This window comes from Rhizobium sp. P38BS-XIX (assembly GCF_012641435.1).
Lineage (GTDB): Bacteria > Pseudomonadota > Alphaproteobacteria > Rhizobiales > Rhizobiaceae > Rhizobium.
Map to the genome: position 1 here is coordinate 51,445 of NZ_JABAIJ010000018.1, position 20,954 is coordinate 72,398.

A 20,954-nucleotide genomic window follows, 5' to 3' on the forward strand; every position below is an offset into this window, starting at 1 on the left:
AAATAACAGGTTCAGTGGCGACCCAGGCTGACGTCGGTGACGGAGGGGAGCCCGGCAAATTGCGCGCCTGGCCAGGTAGCCAGATCTCGAAACGCTCATCCTCCGGATGTCAAAGGCTCAAGTCTTCAGATCCGCTCGATTTTGTCTGCGTCCATGATATTCGTATCGAAAAGCATATCGAAGCGCAGCGGCGAGACCCAATCGCGCAGTCGCCGCTGCGTCGAAAAGATAGGCAATTTCAAATCGTCCTGTCGCTTTCCAATTTTGATCTCGCAATCATGGTGTTGTTTATCGTCGAAATAGCTCCGCCATGAAGACAAGAGGGGCATTTTGAAGTCGATCGGCTTCCGACTACCGCGGGTGAGGAACTGCACTTCGCCAGCTAAGTCAGCGTGCAGCGAGTCAACAGCGCGGATGCGCGGCCGTCACATCAAAGCCACTTCTTTGCGGGTCTCTCGAGATTGCTCACGGGACCGACAGAATAACGCGCTTCCTGTTGTCGGCAGAACCGTGACAGCTGTCACGGTTCTGCCGAGGAAATGTCACCGGCGTTCGTCGGCAGGATTTTCGTTAGTTGCTCCATCCCGCACATCCCAATCACGCAGGCACCGGTCGCCGCGTTCATCGGTTCAATGAAGGACGGCAGCGAAGAAAACCATAGAGGCATGACGCTACTTCATCGCTTATGTCTTTAACGTCCGCCCAAAAAACGTGACAGCTGTCACGGTTTTAGAAGCTCCGTCGTAGCGTTAAACGACAAAGGCTCAGGCGGAGAAAAACCCACTGACTACGGCAAGCCAAAGTCCGCCTATCCCGCAACGCGAGCACCCTTCCTTCCCAATGATCTTTCTGCCATCTTAAAGGCCAGTGTTACGCATCGAGCTGGTCGGGGAACCTTTGGAAACGTCTTCGGATTTTGCCGTGTTGGATGCGGAGCATTGGCGTGTGAGCCATCGCTCGAACTCCGCTCTTCCCGGTTATCTCATCGTCAGCTCCCGGCGTTTCGCCACAGATCTATCGGAACTTTCAGAAGGCGCTTTACATGAGCTTGGCCCACTGCTGGCAGCCGCGCAAACCGCGCTCAAACAAGGACTGAATGCGGAGCGCGTCTATATCGGCCGCTACGGGCACGTTCCCGGGCGCACGATTCATTTCCACGTCATCCCGATCTATGAATGGATCGAAAGGCTCTTTTGGGAAGATGATCGCTATCGACTTCTTCAGACCTTCGCGGAAGGAGAGGGAGAAAGCGAAACGGATGGTGCAGAATTGACATTTTTTGTCTGGCGCGAATTTTGCGAGCGCGCCAGTCCGCCAGAGATCCAGGGGCCTTCTGTTGCCGACGCCATCCAGCGCCTGCGCGAGATGATGGGAAGCCAATCACACGGAGCCGACTAGGCACCCGAATGCCGGGCGAATGAAACTCCGCGAAGGCAGTTAGTTGCAATAGAATAATCTATGGCGAAACAGCGATTCTTAAATTTGCTAGAGCTGCTTGCGCGCGATACCAACAATCAGGCGGCCGGTGCTTCCGTCGGAAAGTTTTACCTTTCCCCACGCTGACATGAGATCCGTCGACCTGGTCACGAAGACCTCGCCGGTGCGGCCATCAGAGCATCTGACGGGAAGTGTGACGGTCGGTCGCCGATCCCTCAGATCGTAATCGCCCGCACATTTGATCGATCGCCGCGAAGAGCGAACCATGAAGTGGCCGCTTGTTCCCGACGCGATCGTGGACCCCTTGAAACGTTCCCCGCTATCCATCGTTGCCGAGGCCGGCAGAACAATTTCGGTTCGCTCTTGCCGCCGCTTCAATGGAGCAGAGGCCGGAATACGTAAGGCCCTCAAGATGCTGGCCGGCATGCCGCCACCCCCAGCAAACTGAACGTAGTCATCATAGGGAATCGCACCCTTCGCATAGGCCGTATAGATACGCCGGCAAAACTCGAAGCGAACATTGGCTTCAGTGACCCCAAATAGTTTAGCGAGGCTGCGCTGCACGTCCGGCTTGATGGCGCTATGGCTGCAAGCCTCGATGCTTCTGTTCAGTACGGAAGGATCGCCCAGCAGATTGCGGTCATTGCCATAGCCGCTCTTGCTGGCAACTGGCGCGGTTTGCGCGAAAGCCGGGGATGCCGCCATGACAATCGCAATCGAAATTATAAGTTTTCTCATTCCACCCTCTTCCCAAGCAATCACGCCCGTTCTTCTCGACCGTGCCGGAAATTCCGCGCTCGGCGTCCAACCTGCACACCGTCCGTCCCACGGCGAAATAGAAAATCCTATCGCACTAGCGGCGCTACGAACCGGACCACAAGGATATCGAGATTCGAATCAATGCCAACAACCATAGATTAGGTGATTTTTAAAGGCTCGCAATCGGTCCGAATAAATGCTAGCAAAGTGGGGCAATCGCCATCGAATTTGAGCTGCTTTTATTCAATTATGCTCAATTCTACCGTTTTTTATGCCGACATAATGTGCTGAAAAATAATAGCAATATTGCCTTGGTGAACTTACGAGGCACTTCATTTCCTCCTGATATACAGCGCTGACGAAGGCGTCCCAAGTGCCTGTATTGAGGTTTTGAAGGGCAGGGGACGATGCGCTTGCGCGAGGCTGCGGATCAGAGATCTTATCGTCGGCAACTGATAAGAACGACCCTGTAAACCACGGCCGGTCCACTTTAAGTTTTTCGATTTGAAAACAAGAATCGGAGCGATTGGCCATCCGATATATCCTAGGAAGGAAAGGCCAAGCGGCCGCCGGCGTGTTCCATCATTGTATCCGGAGGAAGGGCTTGCCGTATGCTATCATCGCGGCCGCATCGCCTGCGCATAGCTTTTGGAGACGTGGGAGAGGGGCACCAATGTGGAAATTCATATTTGCGATCGCAATATTGACAGGCACCGGAGTGCCGGTAATGGCAACACCACGCTATGACACGCCATCGCACAGCTGCGCGGCAATTCAAAGTTTCGTTGCCGGCAATCGCCAGGCAATTCTGCGCTATCCCTCGCATGATGGTCGAATGACACTCTATGATCGCTATGTCTCCCAGTCAGCGCAATGCGGTCCTGGCCTGTACGGCGTGCGGGCCTATGTCCCGAGCGCCGATGGGGCATGCCCGGTCATGAATTGTCATTCGACAAGCGAGCTAGCCCCATAAGACGACATATCGACCTCATAGCATCCGGCTAAAGATTATTGCCTCGGACTCGCTCCGGGCCGTCGGATATCTAGAGATCAGGCTCGGTTAGAGAGCACGGCCCATCCATCGATCCCCCGAAGAAGTTTGATGGATGTGGTCCTGCCGCCCTCCAGCTTGCAGAACCGTCAGCGGGCATCGTGGAAAATGATGCCGACCGTGTGGCGCATGCCGGAACGTACGCGGCTCACCCCATGGCGCAGATTGACGCGATAATTCCCCTTGGAACCTCGCACCGGCCGATTGTGAACCGCGAAAGCAACCGCATCGCCCTGCCGCAGGGGCACGACATCAACGCGGCTTTGCATGCGCGGCCGCTGTTCGGTCAACACGAACTCACCGCCGGTAAAATCTCTGTCCGGTTCAGAGAGAAGAACCGCAACCTGGATTGGAAAGGCGAGATCGCCGTACAGATCCTGATGCAGGCAGTTGAAATCACCCGGAACATATTGAAGAAGCAGCGGTGTCGGCCTTGCCTGACCCACCTTCTGGCATTGTCTCAGGAATTCAGCGTGCTCGCCTGGATATCGCTCCTCCATTCCCATCCGTTCGTTCCAGGCATTGGCGACACTGGCAAGACGCGGATAAAGCGCGGTTCGCAAGTCACCGATCAGATCGGGAAGGGGATACTTGAAGTAGCGATACTCGCCCTTGCCGAATCCATGGCGGGCCATGACAATGTGACTGCGGAAACGGCTCTCATCGGGATAGAGCGAGGCAATCGCCGTGCATTCATCCGGCGTCAGCAATTTTGGCATGACAGCACAGCCGAAATTATCGAGGTCTCCGACAAGCAGATTCCAGTCGTAACGGCTGATCCGGCCCTCTGCGGTGACTGGCGCCGACGCCGAGGAGAGAGTGGTCACATTCATATTCGTCGTCCAATTTTAGAGTGTTCTTCCGGCTTAAATTACCCGGCTAATCAAGCGCCATTCACAATGTGGAACAGAGTAGGGTCGCACACCAATTTACGGAGCGACGCCAAATGGCGAGCGGCGACGTTGGTGAGTTCCATGCATGTGCCTCTTGATCCGTGACTAAGGGCGAAGCTACGCCGCCTCATGACGCTGCGAACTCCGTTCCTTGCTTTCAAATTCGGAAACCTACCGGCCTTTCCGATGAGCAGCCCCGAACCAGGGCAAAATCAATCGCTACGAGGAGAGATCGCTCGAAGCATGCAATCTCAAGTGATAGCCTGCACGCATGGCCAGAACGATCGAGGGCGGCGTGATAAGCCAATCGGCAGTCTTAAGATGCCTCGGTGGAGCATAACCCACTTCTATCCAGCGATATGCCAAGCCGCCCCGAAGCATGTAAGCCGCGTCTCCGGCTGCCACCATGACGCCGTCAGGCAACTGGTGGAGCGGCGTGGAAAGCCGATGAAGCCGCTTGCGGCCGTGATCGAGACGCTCGGCGTGCAGTTCCGCATCCATCGTTGCGGCGGAAGGAACTGCCATGTGCTTGCCGGTCGCCCAACACGCACGGAACGCCTTGGCGGCACCTCGGCGGCAGTAAAAACATGGCCGGTGCCCGGCTGCGAAGGCAACGGCCTCATCAAGGAAGAACAGCTCCGTCCAGCTGCGGTTTGCCATGACCTCGCGGCGGCGTCCCTTGTATTCGCACTCGCAGACAAGCCATGCCTTGGACGACCAGCGCCGCGTCAGCAGGGTTTTTGTTTTCGGATCGTGGATAATGCCGCGATTGCCGGTAAACAGGCCTCGCTGTGAAATGGAAACGATATCGCCGAACGGCGTGACGCGATTTTGCAGAGGCATGGTTCTTGTCCCTCGAGACAATGGGTCGATCGGCCTTTGCGCCGAACCGTCATTCGGGGATGACGCATGATCGCAATATCGCCGTCGGTTGGCCCTTGTGCAACAGGGGCGATGGTGTGCAAGATGATCGTAGAACTCGATGATGAGGCAAGTATCCGCCGCTCATCTAGGCGTTCCTTTTTGCTTCTCGATCGAGAAGCTCCTGTTTGCGATCGATACCCCACGCATAACCCGAAACCGCACCATCGTTGCGAACCACTCGGTGGCAGGGGATTGCCACGGCATGCCTGTTTGCGGCGCAGGCTCCGGCAACAGCTCTTGTGGCGGAGGGCAAACCGATCCTATGGGCAATTTTAGAATAGGACATGCGCTCGCCGGCCGGAATATTCTGTAATGCCAGCCATACGCGGCGCTGAAATACCGTGCCTCTGGCATCGAGAGGCAGATCAAGCCCGATGCCGGGATTTTCGACGAGGCCGACCACCCGCGATATGAGCGCCTCATAATCGCGATCGGCGCCGATAAGTCGAGCCTTTGGAAAGCGATCCTGAAGATCGCGCAGGAGGGTCTCCGGCTCGTCGCCAAGAAGGATCGCGGCGATGCCCTTTGCGCTCGAGGCGACCAGGATCGAACCCAGCGATGTTTGGCCGGCCGCAAATCGTATTTCCTCCTTGTCCCCGCCACGACGATACTGCGTTGGGGTCATGCCAAGCATCTCGGTCGATTTCTCATAGAAGCGGCTGCTTGAATTGAAGCCGGCATCATAGATCGCTGCCGTAACGCTGGTGCCGTCATCGAGATTTTGGCGCACCCTCCTGGCGCGATGGGCTGCCGCATAGGCTTTCGGCGTCAAACCAGTTGCGGCCTTGAACAGGCGATGAAAATAACTGGGGCTGCGGCCGATCGCGTCCGCCAAATCCTCCAGCGAGGGCGATGTTTCGCTTTCCTCGATGATCCGGCAGGCCTTTGCCGCCAGAGCTGCGTTTTCATGCTGCAGAGAAACCCTCTCAGGATGGCAGCGTCTGCATGATCGAAAGCCGGTGGCACGAGCGGTTTCCAACGTGTCATGTAGGGTCACATTCACCGGATTGGCCAATCGTGACGGACAGGACGGCCGGCAATAGACTCCCGTCGTCGAAACAGAATACCAAAAGTCACCATCTGCCGCTTTGTCTCGAGAGAGAAGGGCGATCCAGCGTGGATCTGTCGTGCCGAGATCCTGATACAGATCAGGAATGGAAGCGCGCTTTGATCTCATCATTCCAACCTTTCGGTTTTCCGGGTTATTCGAGCCTGCAACCAAAGCGGTTCGATGCCCACCCGGTTCTTGCCGCAGGACCTTCGAATGACGGATGAAGGGCTCGCGACGGTATTCGTCGCAAGCCCGTTTCTTCCGTTAGATCGGATCAGGCGACTTTGATCAGACCGAGTTGAGTGAGCGCGGTCACGCCGTCATCAAGACCGATTTCCTCGACGATTTTTCCATCGATCACTTTCAGGACGGTGGTTCCGGTGAAGTGCATCTTGCGACCCGTGCCGACTGGAAGACCACCGATCAGGAAGTCGTTGAAAGCCGGGCCTGTATGGGTTCCGCCGCCTTCCCATTGGCCGACGACGTAATCGCCTTCCGCCAGAAGGTCTGCGGTGCCCCAAAAACCGAGGTCCGGAAATGCAGCCCGGAAGTCGACCATGAAAGCCTTGATATCTTCGCGACCACGGCGTGGCTCATGGAGCGAATACTTCAGAAGCATATCAGGTGCCGCGATCTCGTCGATGACGGACAGATCTACTGTCTTGCCCCAGAACTCGGTGAACCAGCGACCGACTATCGCCTTGTTGTCGTCTTCTTTGCTCATTGAAACAATCCTCATATTCCATCTCAGGGATCATCGAACCGATCGATGTCCTGGAAATAGTCCTATTGGAGTGTTCCCTTGCTCAAACTCCGGTTCTTGCCTTCAAAACCGAGATTGGGTGCCAACCGATATCAGAGATTGCCAATATCGAAGACGCCTAGGATGCCTTTCTGACATTAAGGTTGTTTGGGCTGTTGGCTCGCAGCAGCGCCATCAAAACCGGGCCAAGCGAAAATTCGCCACGTGCTGCTTTCATTGTCAGATCTCGGAGATAACCGCCGGCTGAATTGATATGTCCAGCCCGCTCTAGGATGCAGGCAATAGTCGCGGCCGCATTTTCAGGCCCCATCACGTCACAGGCATCCTGATAGGCCGATGGGCTGACGTTCAAGATCGAGCGTACGACAATCGCCGCCGACATCATCTCGCGCCAATTGTCGATCGTGCCTTTCGGGCCATACGCCACGATGTCCGGGCAGGCCTTCAACACAAGCGCAAGTGGGAACACCCGCATGGTTTCCCCACGAGGGTCGTTCTTTTTCTCCGTAATTGCTCCCCGCTCTTTTTCAGAGCCTGGTTCAAGTTCATAGAAAGATTCGGATTCTGAACTCTGTTTGTGGTGCTCACTATGAGCATCATTGGTGCTCGAATTTTCGGTTTCATCCTGCATTTCCAACAGGTTGACGACTTCGCTGCGCAGGAGCTCCATTTCGTCCAAAATCAGGTCGATGGTTCTGATGGTCGGGCTACGGGGAATGCGGTCGACGAGGCTCTCATAAAGGCTTTCGATAATCGACCAGTTGCCTGGAATGCCGTCCTCGATTGCCGCGGCAACAAGCTTGCGGACGTCTCGACGGCAAATTGTCAGATTTTCCTTGGCCCGGCGGAGCGCAATCCGATCGGCTGCGACTTGCTGCGCCATGGCGGCAAGTTCTTCATAACGTGCCAGAAGCGGCGAAATGTCGAAACCGAAGGCATTCTCGATCTCGCCTGTCCTGTTCTTGCGGGCGTAACGCTTGCCGTTGGCGCTGTCCTTTCGAAGGATCAGGCCGGCGTCGACCAGCAAGGCCAGGTGCCGTCGCAAGGTAGCGCCCGCGATGCCATGGGCTCGCAAGCTCAATTGTGCGTTCGAAGGAAAGACGATGAGCTGCGCGTCCTGGCGTAGCTCGTTTTCAGGATAGAAGCTCAGCAGCGCATCGAGAACGGCAAGACTGCGGTCTTGAAGACCGAGCAATTCCCTTGCTTCCGATGCGTCCCTGAAGATTTTCCATTTATCAGCTGATTTGCCGGGCGCGATCTCGGCCGCAGCAACATGCTGCCGCACCAAGGCAAGCGAAGCCGGCCGGCGCCCAAATGGCGTCGTCACAGTTCCAATCTGCATTTTCCCTCACCTACAAGAGGGCAAAAAAAATCCGCTCACCAAAAACGGTGCCAAAAACTCTTGACTGGGATTCGTGAAAATGCGATTCTTCAGTTGCTACATTGAAGAGAAGGCTTCCACGACGGCAACGTTTGGGGGCCTTTTTTCTTTTGCCAGACTTCCTTTCTCTGAAATCTGCCGACAGTCCCCAAGGGACGATCATGCGTTCCTATTGTTTCTTTGACGTGTGAAACGCTCGACAAGGTCGGGCATTTCGTTCTCAACGAATTTCAAGAATTCAAGGCCGAGCGGCCCGTCGGCGGAAATGCGAACATCTCTTGCCGACTTCAAAAGAGTGACGAGCTTGTCTCCAGCCGCATCGGCGATCGATGTCAGGGAAACCTGCGGTTCGGATGCCGGCTTTACAGCACCAAGCGCCCGCTGGAATCGTTCGTTCGATGACGCAGGCGCCTTATCGGTTGTCTTCAATGCATTGCGCGCGGCCTCAAGCGCACCTGGCGTGGATGAAATCGTCTTGGCGAAATCAATCCAGCGAGGCCGCCCGATCTTCGGAGCGCGGCCAATCGCTTCAATCACATCGGCGGGAACCGAGCGATAGACACTGCGCATGCGGGCGAGTTCCGTGTGCTCGATGGAAAGCGCGGCATAGATATCCCGCGCCTTGATGCCGGCATCGTCCATGCGCGAGGCGAACAACACCCGCTCGATCCAGGTGAGATCCTGTCTGCTGGCATTTTCGATGCCCTGGGCCACGACCAGATCGAGATCCGATATCTCCACCTCGATGGAGCGTACCGGTCGGCCCAGTTCGAGTGCTGCCCGCCATCTGCGATGACCGTAAACGACTTGGTATCGGCCCTCTGCCGAAGGATGGCGCCGAACCTGAATTGGAACCTTCTGGCCTTCCGTCTCAATCGAGCGCTTGAAGCTGTCGAAGTCCTTCGGATCATCATCCGGCAGCCGATCGGGGTAGGGGGACGGATCGATCGTCTTCGGATCGAGATCGTGGATTGAGCCTTCACCGGATTCGATAATGGCTCGCAGACGATCGCGCTCAGCACGGATGTCGCCTATTGCGCGATGAGCGGCACCGATCACGCCGGCACCGACACGCGTTGTTTGAGGTGGCTGTGCTTGAGAAGGATCAGATGCAGCCGGAGCGACCTCGGCATCACTATTCTCGAGCGAAGCTGACAGCAGGCCGAAACTGGCAACGATAGATTTGCGAGGGTTTTTGCTCATCCGCGACCCCAACTCGTATTGATCAGTTCTATGATGGCCTCGTTGACGGCATCGACCGCTTCGCGCGCACGCTTGTGCGTATCGCGCCCGATCTGTCCCCATTCCAGTTCATAGACCGAACGCTTGGCGAGGCCAGCGGCTTCGACCGCCGTGCTCTCAATTGCCGTCGGCAGGAGAACGTCAGAGCCAAACAGATGGCGCAGCATCGCGACCACTTGGGACTGCGGCCCGTCATTCGGATCGTGACGGGTCACCAGATAGCGAATGAAATCCTGATCGAGCTGCGCACCGCTCTCATTCAGCACGCTGATAAGGTCGCCCATCATCAGCAGAAACTGGCTCATCGATGCGACATCGAGCATGGCCGGATGCACGGTGATGATCATGCTGGTTGCGGCGTAGATCGCGCTGAGAGTGAGGAAGCCGAGCGAAGGCGGCGTATCGAGAATGACCACGTCATAGTCATCGTCGACTTCGGCAAGCACCAGTTTGAGGCGCTCGAAGAAGATCGCGCCGGATCCGGATCTGTTGGCCAGGACCCGGGGTGTTTCGTGCTCGTATTCCATGACCTCCAGATTGCCGGGAATCAGATCCACGCCATCAAAGTAGGTCTTGCGAATGATATCGCGGATAGGCCGGCGTTCTGCTTCGTCGTAGCGCAGCGCGGCATAGATGGTTTCGTTGGCACCGACATCGATCTCCGGCTGTGCACCGAACATGGCGGACAACGATGCCTGCGGATCGAGATCGAGGGCAAGCACGCGATAACCCTGGAGAGCGAGATAATGCGCGAGATGGACGCATGTTGTCGTCTTGGCGCTGCCGCCCTTGAAATTGGCGATCGCCAGAATCTGCATGGGCTCGCCCGGCCGGCGACGCGGCAGAAAGCGCAAAGCCTCCGAAGGCTTTTGCTTGGCGAATAGTTCGCGCAGCTCATTGACCTGAGCCAAGGTATAGACCCGATGATTGTTCTCAAGGCGGCTTGGAACAGGGCCTCGGCCTTCACTCGACATCAGCTTCAGGGTCGAATCCGGAATCGAGGTCAGCTTGGATACTTCGTTGGTCAGGAATTGCCGCAGGGCCTTTTCAGACCTCGGCGGATACATGCGCGTTCTCAGCTGCTGAAGCTGGCTCGACAATAGGCTTGCATGGCGCGTAATCTTGCTGCCTGCATCTTCCTTGGACGGCATTGCCGTCTGTGTTTGTTGCGCTATCGCCATCTGTCCCTCTTGGCGGCTGATCACCGGCTTGCCGGCCTTTGCCCGCCAAAGATAGAACACGATTCTATCTTTGCGTCCAGAGAATAACGGTTAACGCCCCGTTAACGTTGAGAGAAAAAGAAGCCGACTAATATTCTCTAAGTCGTTATTTTTATGTCATATTTCGAACAGTGCGTAATCCTGGTGAATTGCGGTTTCCCACACCTTCTCCAACACTTCCGCCGTCCATGTGACCAGATGGTGCCCGCAAAATGCATGGGGAGAGGAGAATCACCGACTCACTTTTGACAAATTGAAGGCACCGCCGCTGGTTCGGCGCGACGTCGATGGGCGCTTTTATCATCTCTTGGTGAAGCGCTCTGGCCTGGCGCCCACGAGAACTGCAGGGTAAGCGTGTGCAGGCAGTTGCGTCCGCTTATCAACCGGCTATCGTCACACTGCGATTCGCTACCTGGAGGATTTATGCGTCAGCAGACAAAGCCGTTTATTGTCGAAATCAAGCAGTCTCGGAAATCGAAGCCGACGGATCGCAAGACGTCGATTTGGGGAAAGCTGGAGTTGACGCTCGATCAGGATATCGAGAGGGAAGCGCCTGCGGCGCCGACGGCTGCGGAAGACAATACGCAGCTCCAATCGCGCTAAATGATTTTGGCTTGAGTCTTTGACTGGCAGTCTGGGTCGTCCCAAGCGGTGTGATGACCTGCCGTTATTGTGACATCGACCGCTGAGAAGATCCGCTGTCATGCGCAGGTCTCACGCGATAGGCACAACGACGCGCTCCCGCGAGGATATGTTCATCGCGCTCGACGGAGACATCCTGACCCAGGATGTCTCGAAAGATGGATAGTTCGGCCCGGCAGAAACCTTGGCAGAGTTCTGCGGCAGCGCAGATCGGACAGTGGTTTTCCACGAAGAGCCAGCCATCGCCGTCTTCGGCCTTCGTCCATTCCGCCATATAGCCTTCACGAGACCGGATATCTCTCAGGCTCGACAGCCGTTCCTCGATGGACTGGGCACCTGATACCGCTTGTTCGTAGAGCTTGCGGGTTTCCGTCTCACGCGCGCCGATGACCCTGTCCAGCGCGTCTTCACCCAGCAGATCCCGAATGCCCTTGATCAGCCCGAGTGTCAGATCTGCATGGGCATCCGGAAAATGCGACCTCGATGCGGGCGTGAGATGCCAGACCTGCCTGGGCCGTCCGACACCCACCGAAACGCTTTGAGCCGTCACAAGGCCATCGTCGCCAAGCTTGAGCAGCAATTGGCGCGCATTTTCTCCGGTGGTGCCGAGGCGCTGCCCCAGTTGCGCCGCTGTCTGAGGGCCGCGCATCTTGATCTCAAGAAGCACCCGCTCACCTGCAAGGCCGCTTTGTTTCTCCAGGCTATGGCTTGACATCGTCTCCGCCGGTCATATTTTCAAAGTCATTGCTTTGTAAATAGCTCAGGAAAGCTATTCTAACAAGTATGAGATGCACATGTCGCTACTCTGGTTCCATCCGCTATGTCGCCTTTGATTGACAGACTAAACGAGCGACTTGATCAAGGGTTTGATGATGCGCTCCTGCGCTTTGCTCTCGGCAAGGCCCTTTTCGATGCAAAGGATGTGGAGCGCGCCGCCTCGCATCTGCGCGAAGCTGTTTTGAAAGCTCCTGATTTTTCTGCCGCATGGGCGCAGCTCGGCCGCTGCGAGTTGGCGCTTGGGCACGAAGCGGCCGCGCTCGATGCGTGGGAAAAGGGCTGCGTGGCTGCCCGATTGCGAGGCGAAATCCAGGCCGAGCGGCAGATGTCTGTCTGGCTGAAGCGCGCCCGAAAGGGAACGTGACTGCAAGGCGGCCAGGTTTGTGAGCAGGAACAGCATCGCAACGGATAGCGCTGCGCAGCCGCCGGTGGCGGGAGTGCGCGCGTCAGCTTTTGCTATCGGTTGCTTCCGACTGGAACACCTGGGTAAGCCAGTCGATGAAGACTCTGACGCGCGGCGCGAGCTGGCGGTTTTGTGTGTAAAGGACCGAGGCCTCCATCGGCGGCACCGTCCAATCGGCGAGTACGGGCAGGAAGTGCCCGGATGCCAGCTGATGGGCCACGCGATAACGGGGGACCTGGATCAATCCCAACCCCGCCAGCCCGGCAGCCGTATAGATCTCGGCGCCCCTTACCAGAACGTCACTCGGCAGGCTGACCTGTATTGATTGTCCATCGCGCTCGAACTCGAGCGGATAGGCTTGGCCGGTGGCCGACGCGCTGTAGCCGACCATCCGGTGTCCCTCCAAATGCTCCGCCGACGCGGGCAATCCGTAGCGCTCGATGTAGGAAGGGCTTGCCAGGGTGATTTGCTCGAACATGCCGATACGTCGACCAATCAGCGACGAGTCGGGCAGCGTGCCGGCGCGCACCACACAGTCGACGCCTTCCCTTATGAGGTCGACCATGCGGTCTCCCTCGCTCAGATTCAAACCGATCTGCGGGTAGCGCGCGACGAAGCTAGGCAAGGCCGGCATGATGAAAAATCGCGCCATCGTCCCCTGCATGTCAACGCGCAAAGGCCCTCGGGGCTCGCTGTCGCGAAACGCATTTTCGAGTTCGTCGAAATCGGCCAGCAATCGAATGCAGCGCTCACGATAGATGGCGCCGTCACGCGTCGGCTGCACGTTCCTGGTGGTGCGCTCGAGAAGCCGCACCCCCAATTCCGTCTCCAGCTTCTGAATGGCATGGGTAACCGTCGGGCGGGGGACGTTGAGATCCCTTGCCGCCTGGGCAAAGCTTCCCCGTTCGACAATTCGCACGAAGAGACGCATTGAGTCGATACGATCCATAGATCGGTCCTTTAGTCGATCGTTATGATTTTTGAAATGATGAAGTTGAAATCCGCTCTCTTCAGCGAAAAAGATGAACGACCTATCCTTCCAATCATCACGGATGGAAGGAACGCAGCATGTCGAAACCAGCAGACCACAGCTCTGTCGAGACTTCGCTTTTCATTCCGGGCCTCGCGGGATTTTACCGATGGGCCAGGCCGGTATCCTACGCGCTTCTGCGGCTTGCGTTCGGCCTGACGATCGTCACGCATGGACTGCCGAAAATCATGCGCGCAGCGCACGGCACCATGGCCGATCCGATGCAGGGATCGATCAACATCATCACCAACAGCCTGCATCTGCCTTTCGCCTCCGAGTTGGCGACGGTGGTCACTCTTCTCGAAACCTTTGGTGGCCTTGCGGTCGCAGTCGGCTTGTTCACCCGCCTGTTCGCGCCGATGCTGGCTGTCGAAATGGCCTTCATCAGCATCGCCATGGGGCCGACATGGCCCTGGATTGATCGCGGCATCGAGTATCCCGTCATGCTCGGATTTATGGCGCTACTCATCTCAATTCATGGCGGCGGCCCGGTATCGCTCGACGCGCGCATCGGGCGCGAGCTGTAACGGATATTCGACCTTTAAGTCCTCCAGACACGTGAAGCCGCCCAAAGCGCGTCGGCGCATTCCAGGGCCAGATCCACAGGGCCTAGAGGAATGGAGCCCGTGTGGCAAACACCGGCCAGAATGGCGCGTTTCGGGTGCGCGGATTGCCGCATTGAGGTCGAGGAGAAATGCCGATATCACACGCTGGACGCCTTTTCGGCGGGGGATCAATTGCAGCGTGTGAAAAACCAGATCGGGCAGTGGGCGGTGCGCATCTTGTGTGCGATCGCGCTGGTGTTCGTCGGTTACGCGCATCAGGTTCCTGCTTTGGCGGCAAGCGAGCTGTCACCGGCCGAGCTTGCGCAATATGTCCTGCCCGACGGCACTCTTCCCACCCTATGCGTCACCGTTGACGACGGCTCCGGCAAAGAGCACGGCAAGATAGCCCATCTGAACGGCTGTGAGGCATGCCGCATCAGTGCGTCGGTCGTCTTGCCGACGCCAGCCGACGTGGTTGGCGCTCGTGTTGGCTTCGTCACAACCGTCGAATTGCCGCTGCGTGCCGAGGTCTTCTACCGCCAGCTTTTTCCTCCAAACACAGGCCCCAGAGCGCCACCCTCCAATCCTATCCTTGCTTGAACCCGCGTTGCGGCAGGCGCCGTAGCGCGCCTTACAGCGTCGGCCCGACTGCCTTTGCACAGTTGGCCGCGGATCAGGATTGTTTTTCATGTTTATCATCACTGCCACAGAAGTTGCGGAGCGCAACGCAATGGGCGTCTCTTTTGTTCGTGCCAAACCTGAGGGCAAAGTCCTCGATGTGGTTCGATCTACCAACAAGTTCAGCCGCTCGGGATCGTGGGTTGCGGCGAGCATCTTCGCCGCCGTCTTTCTGCTGATTGCAACGGTTGCAGCGGCGCAGGACAAGCCTGCCGGCAACATCCGGATCGATCGCGCCGCGTCGCATTCCATGGTGCCCGGCGCCAAGGTCGGTGATGGCTACCTGACCATCACCAACACGGGCAGCGAGCCGGACCGGCTGATCGGTGCTCGTTCAGAGCGCGCAAAGACCGTGCAGCTGCATCAGATGAGCATGGACAACGGCATTATGACCATGCGCGAATTGAAGGGCGGTCTTACCATTCCGGCTGGCGAGACAATCCGGCTGGAGCCGAATTACCATCTGATGTTCCAGGATATCGCGAAGCCATTCAAGCAGGGTGAGACGGTCAAAACGGTGCTCGTCTTCGAAAAGGCCGGCGACGTCGAAGCCGATTTTGTCGTCGGCAAGATTGCCGGGCCGCTTGATGACGTCGGTGCTGCGATGCACGGCGGCCATGAGGGTCACGCACAATGAAGCAGAAGACCATTGCGATCGTGGCCATGTCTTCGGCCACGCTGTTCGTCGCTGCCCTCCTGGCGCTGATGTTCTCGATCTATGCCGAGACACGACGGGCCGTCCCGTTCGATGCCAATTTCTCCTTGATCGATGATCAGGGGCATCCCGTGGATCAGTCGATCTTCAAGGGGCATCCGGCGCTCGTCTACTTCGGCTATACACATTGCCCGGAGGCTTGCCCCACGACCCTTTTCGAGGTCGCCGATTGGATGAATGCCCTCGGAGACCAGGGCAAGGCCTTAAGGGCTTATTTCTTCTCCATCGATCCCGAGCGCGATACGCGAGAGGTCATGCACGAGTACGTCAATGCGTTCAGCAACCGTATCACCGGCATTACCGGCAAGCCCGAGGAAATGAAGAAGGTTTCGGATGGCTGGATCATCCATGCGGAAAAGCTGCCGAGCGTGGACGGCAATTATCACATGGACCACACCGTTTCGCTGCTGCTGATCGGCCCGGATGGGCGGCTGAAGGGGTTGATACCTTACGGTATGGATCGCGCCCAGGCGCTCGCCAAGATTCGCGATGTCCTCCTTAAGCCTTCCCAGGGAGCATGAAAATGGATCGCAGACAATTCAACTCTCTGGTTGCCCTGACTTCGCTTGGACTTGTTGCTGGCGCAACGAGTGCCTTCGGCGAAACCGAAAAGCGTCTCAGTGTCATTGCGCTGGTGCATCCAGGCATGATTCTGCTCGACCTTGCGGGACCATTGACATGCTTCAACATGATGATGGCTGACGTTCATCTTGTCTGGAAGACCATGGATCCGGTTAGGACGGACACCGGCATTACGATTGCGCCAACCAGTACGTTTGCGCAATGCCCCGAAGAGGCCGATGTGCTGTTCGTACCCGGTGGCCTCGGCGGTACGACGGCGATGATGGACGATGACGCGGTGGTCGGCTTCCTTCGTGATCGCAGCGGCCGTTCGCGTTTCGTCACCAGCGTCTGCACGGGATCTCTGCTGCTCGGCGCGGCCGGCCTGTTGAAAGGTAAACGTGCCACCTCGCACTGGTACACGCGCGATCTCCTGCCCCAGTTCGGAGCGACGCCGGACTCAAGGCGGGTTGTCGAGGACGGCAATGTGATTACCGGTGGCGGCGTCACTGCCGGGATCGACTTTGGCCTGACGCTTGCGGCACGGCTTCGTGACGAGAAGACCGCAAAGTTCATCCAATTGCTGCTTGAATACGACCCGCAGCCACCCTTCGATGCCGGATCACCCGCAAAGGGTGGCCCGGCGCTTGCCGCATCCGTTCTCAGCCGCCGTTCTTCCGCTCTCGAGGCGGCAAAGGCGGCTGTCGAACGTGCGGCAAGGAAGATATAAAAGGAGCGCGGGCTTGGTCTTTCCAATTCGGATGCACCGAGCCTGCGCTTTCCGATCCTTGCCTGAACCGTCCTTCCTCGAGCTGTGGCGGGCGTCAACGCAGGCGGCATTCAACGCTGAGCCGAGGACAGTGGCTGGATTTACAGGATGGCCATATCCACTTCGGCCTTGCGACCAAGTGATGTGATCCAGTCGCCATATTCCGGTTTGCTCTTCAGCTGTCGGCCATAGTGGCGCGCCAGCTCTCTGCGGAGAGTGCCCTTTCGGCCGAGCTGCTCGTCGGCAAAGGCGATCATTTGGGAATTGGGCCACGCCTGCGGCCGGATGATCGCCAAACGCTCGAACAAGGTCTCGGCCGAAGCGTCAGGGTTGGCCTGTGCCATCAGGGTCATCATCGCGGCCGTCGAGCGGGATACGCCCATGTGGCAGTGAACGAGGATATGGCTCGGCACGCCCAGATCCTTGCGATCATGGAAATACTGCCCGAAATTCAAGATTTTCTCGACATGCTCTGGCGTCGGCATAATCTGTCCCGGCACCGGACTGATGATGTCATGAAAGCGAAGAGTGGTGCGGACATGATCGCCATAGGTCGAAAAGGCGGTTAGCTCGGCGCGATCGGGGTCGATGATCGAAAGGACATGGGTGACCTGACGCGAGCTTTGAGCCGGCAGCTCCTCAATCCCACATATCGTCAATTCGGGGGCGAGCATCATTTCCATCTTGCTTCACTTCCATATGCGGTTTGCTGTCTCAAATCCGAGATCGACCGCCCGGTCCCGGATCGCCATCTTTCTGCGCCCACTTGTCCAGCAGGTCAACGCGCTCCGTCCCCAACGCCGACGAACCGTCGGAGCGATTGCCGTTCCTTTTGTTGTATAGCCGTGCAAGCGAGCAAACCGATATGACTGCCGCACGGCGTGGCACGTTGTGATTTCCCAGCCGATAGTCGCCTGTTCACTCACCATGGTCCTGCAAGACGCCTTTCACGGATTCCGTCATGAATTTCACGAAGGCCGAGAGCTTCGGTAGAGGGGCCTTGCTGCGGGGCCAAAGCAGGCGGAATGCGCGGCTTCGCTTCTCGGAATTTGGAAGCACTTCATAAAGCTTCCCGCTTCTGATCCGGTCGGCCACAGCGAAATAGGGTAGCCAAGCAATGCCGTGGCCTGCTTCTGCCAAGCGGATGAGTGGTTCCAGGGATGTCGCCGCCAGAGCCACCGGCAGGACCATGCCTTCGGGGACGATCGGGTCCCAGCTACCCAGCTTTCCGGTTTCGTAGAAGCGGTGATGCAGCAGGCGGTGCTTCATCAGATCCGAGGGGATGTGGGGCGCGCCCGCACGGGCCAGATAGCTGGGGGCGGCAACCAGAAGGTTCGAGAAATCGCCTAGCTTCACATGCATGAGACGGCTGTCGCTGACTTCGCCGGAACGGATCACGACGTCGAAGCCATCGTCGATGACGTCGACCATGCGGTCGTTGAAGTCGAGGTCAAGCTCGACCTCAGGATATTTTTCCATGAATTGACCGAACAATGGCGTGAGAAGGTCGAGCGTGAAGGGTACGCCGACGCGAAGCCGTCCGCGTGGAGCCGCCGTCGTGTGCGCCAGTTCCGCGTCGGCTGCCTCCAGCTCGGACAGGACGTTGCGGCAACGAGCCAGGAACATCTCGCCCTCGGCGGTCAGCCTGATGGCGCGCGTCGATCGGTGGAAAAGCCGGACACCCAATTGATCCTCCAGCTTGGCGATGATCTTGCCGACGGCTGACGAGGATATTCCGAATTGCTGCCCGGCAAGCTTGAAGCTTCGCAGCTCCGCTGCCTGCACAAAGGCCGACATCGCGCTAACACTTTCGATCCGAATGCCCATGAAGTCATTTTACTCCGCAATGTTCGGAAAAGCGGCCTGTTTATCGCTGGACGAAGCTCCTTTAGTCAAGAGGAAGCCATCCGGTTCGCCGCAGTCGTGATGGCGAGACCATCGTGCAACGTCCGGGCGATAGGAGATTTTCCCATGTCCATTTCAAGCCTGTTCGAGCCGCTCGCATTTCTGCATGGGCCGCCGATGCGGAATCGGTTCATGCTGGCGCCGCTGACCAATCAACAAAGTGAGCCTGATGGCGTCGCGAGCGAATTCGACCAGGATTGGATCCGCCAGGTCGCGCAATCCGGCTACGGGCTCGTTCACACCTGCGCAACGAATGTGGAGGCGAGCGGAATTGCCTTCGCACGGCAACTGGGCATTCATAGCGATGACCAGCTGCCCGGTTTGACCGAGATCGCCGCGTCGATCCGTGGAGGCGGCGCACTGTCATCCGTGCAGTTGCATCACGCCGGGCATCGCGCCAATCTTCGGCTCGGCGGCGTTCCATCCCCGGCCTCCGGCCGAACGATTCCCGGCATAGCTGCACTCACGACAGAGCAGGTGGAGCGGATCCGCGATAGCTTCATTGCTGCCGCCAAGCGGGCCGAGCGGGCGGGCTTCGATGGTGTCGCGCCTCATGGTGCTTTTGGATGGATACTCTCGGAATTCATGTCGCCGTTGTTGAACGACCGCACGGACAAATATGGCGGCAATCTCGAAAACCGCGCCCGTCTCACCATCGAGGTGATCGACGGTATTCGTCGGGCGTGCGGACCGGATTTTCAGATCGGGTGGCGCCTCTCCATCGAGCGCTATGGCTTGCTGCTGGAAGAGTTGCGCGAGATCGTGGCGGAGATTTTTCAGCGGGAGTTGATCGATTACCTCGATTTGGCGCTGTGGGATTCGGCGCAGATCGTGGGGACGGGAACGTTCCGCGGAAAAACCATGCTCAGTGTCTTTACCGATCTTCCGCGCCGCGGCGTGCGCGTCGGTACCGCGGGAAAGATCATGAGCGCTCAACGCTGCGCCCAGCTTTTGGAGGAGGGGTGCGACTTTGTGCTGATAGGCCGCGCTGGCATTCTCGAGCGGGATTTCCCGCTTAGGGTCAAGGCAAATCCGCTTCATGAAAGCCCGGCACTTCCGGTGACGGCGGATTTCCTGCGCCAAGGCGGCCTCAGCGAACGCTTCATCAATCATATGCGCGGTTGGGAAAGCTTCGTTCAACCCGGTAGCCCATGAAGTCGTTTTCGTCCGCAATGTTCGGAAATGCAGCCTATTTATCCCGATTAGCTCATCGACTACCTAATACGCATCGCCTCGCATCAAGGCAGGGATGACTGCCCAACGCGGCACGACACACCAGACAAACGCAACTTTTCAAGCACGCCCGATGAGCCCGGGATGCAAGGAGCAACTTATGAATAATCCTCAGGAAAACCAGCCGGCAGGCTACGTGCCACCGAAAGTCTGGGTTCAGAAGAACACATATGGCGGTGCTTTTGGCAGTAGCAATCGGCCAGTCTCGGGCGCCCGGTTCGAACGGGCTCTGCCGATCGGCGAACATCCGCTGCAACTCTATTCGCAGGGTACGCCGAATGGGCAGAAAGTTACCATCATGCTTGAGGAACTGCTGGCCGCCGGCCATGCGGGCGCCGAGTACGATGCCTGGCTGATCGACATCTTCAAGGGCGATCAGTTCGGAAGCGGCTTCACGGCCGTCAATCCGAACTCGAAGATCCCGGCTCTTGTCGACCGCTCGACCGGCACCGCCATCAATGTCTTCGAAAGTGGCTCCATCCTCGTCTATCTCGCCGAGAAATTCGGTGCATTCCTGCCGACGGAGCATCGCGCGCGGACGGAAACGTTCAACTGGCTGATGTGGCAGATGGGGACCGCACCATTCGTCGGTGGCGGCCTCGGTCACTTCTACGCCTACGCACCGATCAAGATCGAATACGCGATCGACCGCTATGCGATGGAGGTTAAGCGTCAGCTGCATGTGCTGGACACGCACCTCGCGCACCACGAATTCCTTGCCGGCGATCAATATACCATTGCGGACATGGCCGTCTGGCCGTGGCAGCCGGGCAGTCTCTACGGTGTCTACAATACGCATGAATTCGTCGGCGTCGAAGAATACACGCACCTCCTGCGCTGGTATCGCGCGATCGCCGCGCGGCCTGCGGTGGCTCGGGGGAGGATCGTCAATCGCACCTCGGGCGCGCCCGGTGAATTCCTGCCAGAACGCCATCATGCGTCCGATCTCGATGCCCTGCTTCGATAGTGCGATCT

General features: G+C 57.8%; 24 protein-coding genes. 11 read left to right on the forward strand and 13 right to left on the reverse strand.

What is annotated here, in order from left to right; genetic code table 11:
• Positions 1 to 59 precede the first annotated feature (59 nt).
• Both HGP17_RS32260 and HGP17_RS32265 read left to right on the forward strand, forming a co-directional pair.
• Positions 60 to 314 carry a hypothetical protein gene (locus HGP17_RS32260; RefSeq protein ID WP_168815904.1) on the forward strand — a complete coding sequence of 85 codons (255 nt, stop codon included), beginning with the start codon at positions 60 to 62 and terminating at the stop codon, positions 312 to 314.
• Between the two features lie 583 nt (positions 315 to 897).
• Positions 898 to 1,398, forward strand: coding sequence for an HIT family protein (locus HGP17_RS32265; RefSeq protein ID WP_168816013.1), 501 nt, complete (start codon positions 898 to 900; stop codon positions 1,396 to 1,398).
• Between the two features lie 87 nt (positions 1,399 to 1,485).
• Here the strand turns inward: HGP17_RS32265 and HGP17_RS32270 are convergent, their stop codons facing one another.
• From HGP17_RS32270 to repA, 9 genes are all read right to left on the reverse strand, one after another.
• Complete coding sequence (locus tag HGP17_RS32270) at positions 1,486 to 2,175, reverse strand: hypothetical protein (RefSeq protein WP_168815906.1); 690 nt, start codon at positions 2,173 to 2,175, stop codon at positions 1,486 to 1,488.
• Between the two features lie 264 nt (positions 2,176 to 2,439).
• Positions 2,440 to 2,730 carry a hypothetical protein gene (locus HGP17_RS32275; RefSeq protein ID WP_168815908.1) on the reverse strand — a complete coding sequence of 97 codons (291 nt, stop codon included), beginning with the start codon at positions 2,728 to 2,730 and terminating at the stop codon, positions 2,440 to 2,442.
• Between the two features lie 606 nt (positions 2,731 to 3,336).
• On the reverse strand, positions 3,337 to 4,080 hold the full coding sequence (locus HGP17_RS32280; RefSeq protein ID WP_168815910.1) for a 2OG-Fe(II) oxygenase: 744 nt from the start codon (positions 4,078 to 4,080) through the stop codon (positions 3,337 to 3,339).
• Positions 4,081 to 4,359: 279 nt separating this feature from the next.
• Complete coding sequence (locus tag HGP17_RS32285) at positions 4,360 to 4,983, reverse strand: hypothetical protein (RefSeq protein ID WP_168815911.1); 624 nt, start codon at positions 4,981 to 4,983, stop codon at positions 4,360 to 4,362.
• Between the two features lie 166 nt (positions 4,984 to 5,149).
• On the reverse strand, positions 5,150 to 6,241 hold the full coding sequence (ada, locus tag HGP17_RS32290; RefSeq protein WP_168816015.1) for a bifunctional DNA-binding transcriptional regulator/O6-methylguanine-DNA methyltransferase Ada: 1,092 nt from the start codon (positions 6,239 to 6,241) through the stop codon (positions 5,150 to 5,152).
• A 148-nt stretch (positions 6,242 to 6,389) separates the two neighbouring features.
• Entirely contained in the window at positions 6,390 to 6,839 is a 450-nt protein-coding gene (locus HGP17_RS32295) for an ester cyclase (RefSeq protein ID WP_168815913.1), read from the reverse strand.
• Between the two features lie 157 nt (positions 6,840 to 6,996).
• Positions 6,997 to 8,220: a plasmid replication protein RepC gene (repC, locus tag HGP17_RS32300; protein ID WP_168815915.1), complete on the reverse strand. Its 1,224-nt coding sequence runs from the start codon at positions 8,218 to 8,220 to the stop codon at positions 6,997 to 6,999.
• Positions 8,221 to 8,418: 198 nt separating this feature from the next.
• Positions 8,419 to 9,462, reverse strand: coding sequence for a plasmid partitioning protein RepB (gene repB, locus HGP17_RS32305; RefSeq protein WP_168815917.1), 1,044 nt, complete (start codon positions 9,460 to 9,462; stop codon positions 8,419 to 8,421).
• The gene (gene repA, locus HGP17_RS32310) at positions 9,459 to 10,682 is read right to left on the reverse strand and encodes a plasmid partitioning protein RepA (protein WP_168816017.1); all 1,224 of its coding nucleotides are present in this window, start codon (positions 10,680 to 10,682) and stop codon (positions 9,459 to 9,461) included. The genes repB and repA overlap by 4 nt, the downstream gene beginning before the upstream one ends.
• A 462-nt stretch (positions 10,683 to 11,144) precedes the next feature.
• Between repA and HGP17_RS32315 the strand changes: the two genes are divergently transcribed.
• Positions 11,145 to 11,324, forward strand: coding sequence for a hypothetical protein (locus HGP17_RS32315; protein ID WP_168815919.1), 180 nt, complete (start codon positions 11,145 to 11,147; stop codon positions 11,322 to 11,324).
• Positions 11,325 to 11,388: 64 nt separating this feature from the next.
• On the opposite strand, the gene HGP17_RS32320 is transcribed toward HGP17_RS32315, so the two are convergent.
• Complete coding sequence (locus tag HGP17_RS32320) at positions 11,389 to 12,078, reverse strand: metalloregulator ArsR/SmtB family transcription factor (RefSeq protein ID WP_168815921.1); 690 nt, start codon at positions 12,076 to 12,078, stop codon at positions 11,389 to 11,391.
• Between the two features lie 105 nt (positions 12,079 to 12,183).
• On the opposite strand from HGP17_RS32320, the gene HGP17_RS32325 reads away from it, so the two are divergent.
• On the forward strand, positions 12,184 to 12,504 hold the full coding sequence (locus HGP17_RS32325) for a tetratricopeptide repeat protein (RefSeq protein WP_168815922.1): 321 nt from the start codon (positions 12,184 to 12,186) through the stop codon (positions 12,502 to 12,504).
• An 82-nt stretch (positions 12,505 to 12,586) separates the two neighbouring features.
• Here HGP17_RS32325 and HGP17_RS32330 read toward each other — a convergent pair whose 3' ends face one another.
• Positions 12,587 to 13,492, reverse strand: coding sequence for a LysR family transcriptional regulator (locus HGP17_RS32330; RefSeq protein WP_168815924.1), 906 nt, complete (start codon positions 13,490 to 13,492; stop codon positions 12,587 to 12,589).
• Between the two features lie 119 nt (positions 13,493 to 13,611).
• Here HGP17_RS32330 and HGP17_RS32335 point away from each other — a divergent pair, with 119 nt between their 5' ends.
• From HGP17_RS32335 to HGP17_RS32355, 5 genes are all read left to right on the forward strand, one after another.
• On the forward strand, positions 13,612 to 14,100 hold the full coding sequence (locus HGP17_RS32335) for a DoxX family protein (protein WP_168815926.1): 489 nt from the start codon (positions 13,612 to 13,614) through the stop codon (positions 14,098 to 14,100).
• 210 nt (positions 14,101 to 14,310) lie between these two features.
• Positions 14,311 to 14,718 carry a DUF2946 family protein gene (locus tag HGP17_RS32340; protein WP_205926229.1) on the forward strand — a complete coding sequence of 136 codons (408 nt, stop codon included), beginning with the start codon at positions 14,311 to 14,313 and terminating at the stop codon, positions 14,716 to 14,718.
• 88 nt (positions 14,719 to 14,806) lie between these two features.
• Positions 14,807 to 15,433 carry a copper chaperone PCu(A)C gene (locus HGP17_RS32345; protein WP_246704312.1) on the forward strand — a complete coding sequence of 209 codons (627 nt, stop codon included), beginning with the start codon at positions 14,807 to 14,809 and terminating at the stop codon, positions 15,431 to 15,433.
• Complete coding sequence (locus HGP17_RS32350) at positions 15,430 to 16,032, forward strand: SCO family protein (RefSeq protein ID WP_168815928.1); 603 nt, start codon at positions 15,430 to 15,432, stop codon at positions 16,030 to 16,032. The genes HGP17_RS32345 and HGP17_RS32350 overlap by 4 nt, the downstream gene beginning before the upstream one ends.
• Positions 16,033 to 16,034: 2 nt before the next feature.
• Complete coding sequence (locus tag HGP17_RS32355) at positions 16,035 to 16,802, forward strand: DJ-1/PfpI family protein (protein WP_246704313.1); 768 nt, start codon at positions 16,035 to 16,037, stop codon at positions 16,800 to 16,802.
• Positions 16,803 to 16,942: 140 nt separating this feature from the next.
• Here HGP17_RS32355 and HGP17_RS32360 read toward each other — a convergent pair whose 3' ends face one another.
• On the reverse strand, positions 16,943 to 17,524 hold the full coding sequence (locus HGP17_RS32360) for a protein-tyrosine-phosphatase (protein ID WP_168815932.1): 582 nt from the start codon (positions 17,522 to 17,524) through the stop codon (positions 16,943 to 16,945).
• A 235-nt stretch (positions 17,525 to 17,759) separates the two neighbouring features.
• Entirely contained in the window at positions 17,760 to 18,668 is a 909-nt protein-coding gene (locus tag HGP17_RS32365) for a LysR family transcriptional regulator (protein WP_205926227.1), read from the reverse strand.
• Positions 18,669 to 18,812: 144 nt separating this feature from the next.
• Here HGP17_RS32365 and HGP17_RS32370 point away from each other — a divergent pair, with 144 nt between their 5' ends.
• Complete coding sequence (locus HGP17_RS32370; RefSeq protein WP_168815933.1) at positions 18,813 to 19,901, forward strand: NADH:flavin oxidoreductase; 1,089 nt, start codon at positions 18,813 to 18,815, stop codon at positions 19,899 to 19,901.
• Between the two features lie 178 nt (positions 19,902 to 20,079).
• Positions 20,080 to 20,946, forward strand: a complete 867-nt coding sequence (gene yghU / locus HGP17_RS32375; RefSeq protein WP_168815935.1) for a glutathione-dependent disulfide-bond oxidoreductase — start codon at positions 20,080 to 20,082, stop codon at positions 20,944 to 20,946.
• Positions 20,947 to 20,954 lie beyond the last annotated feature (8 nt).